This window comes from Mesorhizobium sp. M7A.F.Ca.CA.002.04.1.1 (assembly GCF_004022805.1).
In the GTDB taxonomy this organism is placed as follows: Bacteria; Pseudomonadota; Alphaproteobacteria; order Rhizobiales; family Rhizobiaceae; genus Mesorhizobium; species Mesorhizobium ciceri.
The window spans coordinates 1-3,810 of the sequence record NZ_RZPL01000578.1; the positions used below are offsets into that span (position 1 = coordinate 1).

Genomic DNA, 3,810 nt, shown 5'->3' on the forward strand with positions numbered 1-3,810 from the left:
GTGTTGATCAACAGCCCGATCGTGGTGTCGGCGACCTCCTCGGTCAACACGTCGGGCGTGTTGGTGACCATGATGTTTTTCGCCGCCGCATGACCGACATCGACCGAATCATAGCCGACGCCGAAGGAAGCGATGAGTTCGAGGTTGGGCAATGCGTCCATCATCGCCGCGTTGATGCCGGCGAACGAAGCGATGCCGCGCACATCACTGCGCATCTCGTCGGTGACGAGCGCCGGATCGGCGCGTTCAATTCTGACACGCCTGAACGTGCGGTTGATGCGGTCGACCGCGTGGTCGTTGAAATCGCCCGGCACCAGGATGGCGACGGTCTGCAACTGTTCGGCCTTGGTCATGCACGCTCCACCGGCTTGCCGGTCGACTGACGCACATGCAGTTCCGGCTTGATCAATTCCTGCGAGGGTCGCACCGTCTGGCCGTTGAGCTTGTCGAGCAGCGCGCTGGCGGCGCGGCGGCCAACCTCGCGCTGGCCGTTCCAGACTGTGGTCAGCGCCGGCGTCGCGATCGCCGCCTCTTCGAGGTCGTCATAGCCGGTGACCGAGATGTCGACGCCCGGCACCAGGCCGGCGCGGGCAATGCCGTTCATCAGACCGATGGCGACGAGGTCGTTCCAGCAGCAGGCAGCTGTCGGCCTGTCCTTCAGCGCCAGGAACTGCCCGGCGGCCTCGAAGCCGGCCTGCTTGGTGCGCGGCCCGGCGATGCGCCAGGACGGCCCGACTTCCAGCCCGGCCGCCTCCATCGCGTTGACATAGCCTTGGTAGCGGTCACGGCCGGTCGAGGTCTGGTCGGTGCCGCCGATCATGGCGATGCGCTTGTGGCCGAGCGAGATCAGGTGATTGGTGGCGAGGCCTGTTCCATAGGAGTCGTCGCCGCGAAAGACCGGCACGTCGGCACCCTCGACGGTGCGCGCGATCAGCACAGCCGGCAGGCCGTTCTCCTCGGCCATCACGATGTCGGAAGCCGGCGTGCCTATCGCCGGCGACATGATGACGCCGTCGGCGCCGAGTTGCAAAAGCGTATCGATGAAAGTGCGCTGCTTTTCGAGCTGATCATAGTGGTTGGACAGGATGAAGGTTTGCCGGCTGCGGTCGAGCTCGCTTTCGATCGAGCGCAGGATCTCGGCGAAGAACGGGTTCATGATGTCGTGCACGACGACGCCGACAATGCCGGAACGCGAGGTGCGCAGGCTGGCGGCGCGTCGGTTGTAGATATAGCCGATGGCGCGGGCATGTTCCTTGATGCGGTCACGGGTGGTCCCGGCAACAAGAGGGCTGTCGCGCAGCGCCAGCGAGACCGTGGCCGTGGACACGCCGAGCGCATCCGCGATCGTCGAAAGCTTGATTTTTTGTGCCAGCGACGTGTGCTCCCCGGACCTGACTTTCCAGACCTAAACTGTTTAAAGGCGGCGTTATGCCACCGATCGGGGGCAAATCAAAGTTTTTTTGCCAACGCCTCGGCCTCGACGTCCGAGGCCGCGCGGCTCCGCAGCCGAAGCCTATGCTCGCGATGGACGATGTAGAGGCCGCTGGCGACGATGATGGCGGCGCCGACCAGCGTCCAGCGGTCGGGAAACTGCTTGAAGACGATCCATCCGGAAATGATCATCCACACCATCTGCGAATAGGGATAGGGCGCCAAAGCCGTGGTCGTCGCCAGCCGGTAGGCCTGGACGAGCAGCCAGTGACCGACGCCGCCGAACACGCCGAGCATCAGCAGCACGAACCAGTGCCAGCCGTCATGCGGCAAGGAAAACGAAAACGGCAGCAGGGGCAACAGCAGCAGCGCCGGCGCCAGCGCCGAAAACAGGATGAGGCTCTCCGATGTCTCGGTCGCCGACATGCGGCGCGTCATGATGACGTAGAAGCAGTTCGACAGCATCGAGCCGAGCGCGAAGAGATGTCCGATGCCGAACACGCCGACGCCCGGTCGGGTGATGATGAGGACGCCGGCAAAGGCCGCCAGGATGGCCAGCCAGCGCCGCCAGCCCGCCCACTCGCCAAGCAGCGGACCGGCCAGCGCCGTGATCACCATCGGCCCAAAGAAATAGATCGAGGTTGTCTCGGCCAGTTGCAGGGATTTGAGCGCCAGGACATTGAATATGGTCGATCCGAACAGGAAAGCCCCGCGCAGGATATGCGCAGGCAGGTTGATCGGGCGAAACCGCATGGGTTGGCGCCAGCCGCGCAACAGGGTGCCGACCAGGATGACATGCACGGCAAAGCGCACCCAGGCAACGACCAGCACGGAAATGCCGGCGAGGACGAGGTATTTGCTTGATGTGTCGAGGAAGGTGAAGCAGACGTAAGTGGAAAGCATGCACAGGATCGCCACCGGGGGCGTCGCGCTTTCTACATGTCTTTGGGGAGCACTCACTTGCAGGCCGGGTGGGAGCTGGGCTGGACCCACCTTTGCGGGAATTGCCGGCTCCCGGCAAGCCAATTGTCGGCTGTCGCCACGCCAAAGCCGGCTGGCACAACAAGTGTCGGCGGCAGGCTTAGTCGATGCCTCTGAAGCTACGGGTGCATACGGGCGCCCTTGGTGATCTTGTCGACCAGCTTCTTGTCGGCGCGAAGCGCGATCCCGACCGCCTTGGCGTCTTCAGGCGCAAATTCGGCGAAGACGGCGCGGTTGGCCGCGTCAAAGCCGGTCGAAAACATCTCCTCGACATAGAGCGAGGTGGTCACGCCGCGCTCCAATGTGCGCCGGTGGATCGTGCCCAGCGTGGCCTGGTCGGCGGACAAAACGATGACCGGCTGGATCGACAGCGGGTTATAGAGATTGCCGGCGCGGTCGCGATAGGGTTCACCGATGATATCGGAAAACTGCGCGACGATGCCGCTGGTCAGGAAGGCGGTGACGTTGAGTTTCTGCCAGACCGCCAGATCTTCCCTGAGCACGATTGCAAATTTCGTATCGAACATGAGACATTGGCCATTCGGTTTGTGCCCCAATGCGAGGCTTAAGGAGACGATGTCGCACGATCTAGACAGCCAGGCCTTCGAGGGTCTTGGACGTTTGTGCATCGATGCGGCGGAAAACCGTATTATCTCCGCCCCCGATCCCGCAGGCATGGAGCGGATCGAGGCACGCTTCCATGGCAGCGCGTTCGACCTGCATCGCCACGACACCTATGCGATCGGGGTAACGCTGCACGGTGTGCAGACGTTTCGCTATCTTGGTGCTGCGCGTCACAGCCTTCCAGGCCAGATCATCGTGCTACACCCCGACGAACTGCATGACGGCGGCGCCGGCACCGAGGACGGCCTGCGCTACCGAATGCTCTATTTGGAGCCGTCGCTGATGCTCGACTGCCTCGGCGGCGCTTCGCTGCCTTTTGTGAGGGATGGCGTGGTGACGGACGCCGCCTTTTGCGCAACGCTGCTTTCGGCGCTGGGGCCGCTGGAGCAGGAACTCGACGACCTGTTCGTCGACGATTTCCTGGTCCAACTGATGCAAAGCCTGACCCGGCATGGTGGCCAGCCGGCAAAGCCGATGACCAGGACGGCGTGGCGGGCGGCTGCACTGGCGCGCGACTATCTCACGGAAAACCTGACCCGGCCGGTGCGCTCCGGCGAACTGGAAGCCATAACCGGGCTCGACCGCTATGCCTTGTCACGGCATTTCCGCGCGGCGTTCTCGACCAGTCCGCATCGCTTCCTGGTGATGCGCCGGCTTCAGCGTGCGCGGCGGATGATCGCCGCCGGCGAACCGTTGGCGCAGATCGCGGTCGAAGCCGGCTTCAGCGACCAGAGCCATTTCATCAGGCAGTTCAAGAGGCGTTCGGCATGACAC

The 3,810-nt window shown here is 63.5% G+C and carries 4 protein-coding genes and 1 pseudogene; 1 reads left to right on the plus strand and 4 read right to left on the minus strand.

The window, feature by feature from the left end; genetic code table 11:
- The 4 genes and pseudogenes from ENZ75_RS24605 to ENZ75_RS24620 all read right to left on the minus strand — a co-directional run.
- Positions 1-353 (minus strand): annotated as a pseudogene (locus tag ENZ75_RS24605) (2-hydroxyacid dehydrogenase); the annotation flags it as partial.
- Complete coding sequence (locus ENZ75_RS24610; RefSeq protein WP_082826628.1) at positions 350-1,372, minus strand: LacI family DNA-binding transcriptional regulator; 1,023 nt, start codon at positions 1,370-1,372, stop codon at positions 350-352. The pseudogene ENZ75_RS24605 and the gene ENZ75_RS24610, both read right to left, overlap by 4 nt.
- Before the next feature lie 77 nt (positions 1,373-1,449).
- Positions 1,450-2,334, minus strand: a complete 885-nt coding sequence (locus ENZ75_RS24615) for a DMT family transporter (RefSeq protein ID WP_063169834.1) — start codon at positions 2,332-2,334, stop codon at positions 1,450-1,452.
- A gap of 197 nt (positions 2,335-2,531) precedes the next feature.
- Positions 2,532-2,939 carry a DUF2000 family protein gene (locus tag ENZ75_RS24620; RefSeq protein WP_013528221.1) on the minus strand — a complete coding sequence of 136 codons (408 nt, stop codon included), beginning with the start codon at positions 2,937-2,939 and terminating at the stop codon, positions 2,532-2,534.
- A gap of 49 nt (positions 2,940-2,988) precedes the next feature.
- Here ENZ75_RS24620 and ENZ75_RS24625 point away from each other — a divergent pair, with 49 nt between their 5' ends.
- On the plus strand, positions 2,989-3,807 hold the full coding sequence (locus tag ENZ75_RS24625) for an AraC family transcriptional regulator (RefSeq protein WP_128278378.1): 819 nt from the start codon (positions 2,989-2,991) through the stop codon (positions 3,805-3,807).
- Positions 3,808-3,810: the final 3 nt, after the last annotated feature.

What these genes read in the sequence shown, in the direction of transcription:
- ENZ75_RS24615 (WP_063169834.1), bottom strand. Translation starts at nt 2,334, where the DNA reads ATGCTTTCCACTTACGTCTGCTTCACCTTCCTCGACACATCAAGCAAA.
- ENZ75_RS24620 (WP_013528221.1), bottom strand. Translation starts at nt 2,939, where the DNA reads ATGTTCGATACGAAATTTGCAATCGTGCTCAGGGAAGATCTGGCGGTC.
- ENZ75_RS24625 (WP_128278378.1), top strand. Translation starts at nt 2,989, where the DNA reads ATGTCGCACGATCTAGACAGCCAGGCCTTCGAGGGTCTTGGACGTTTG.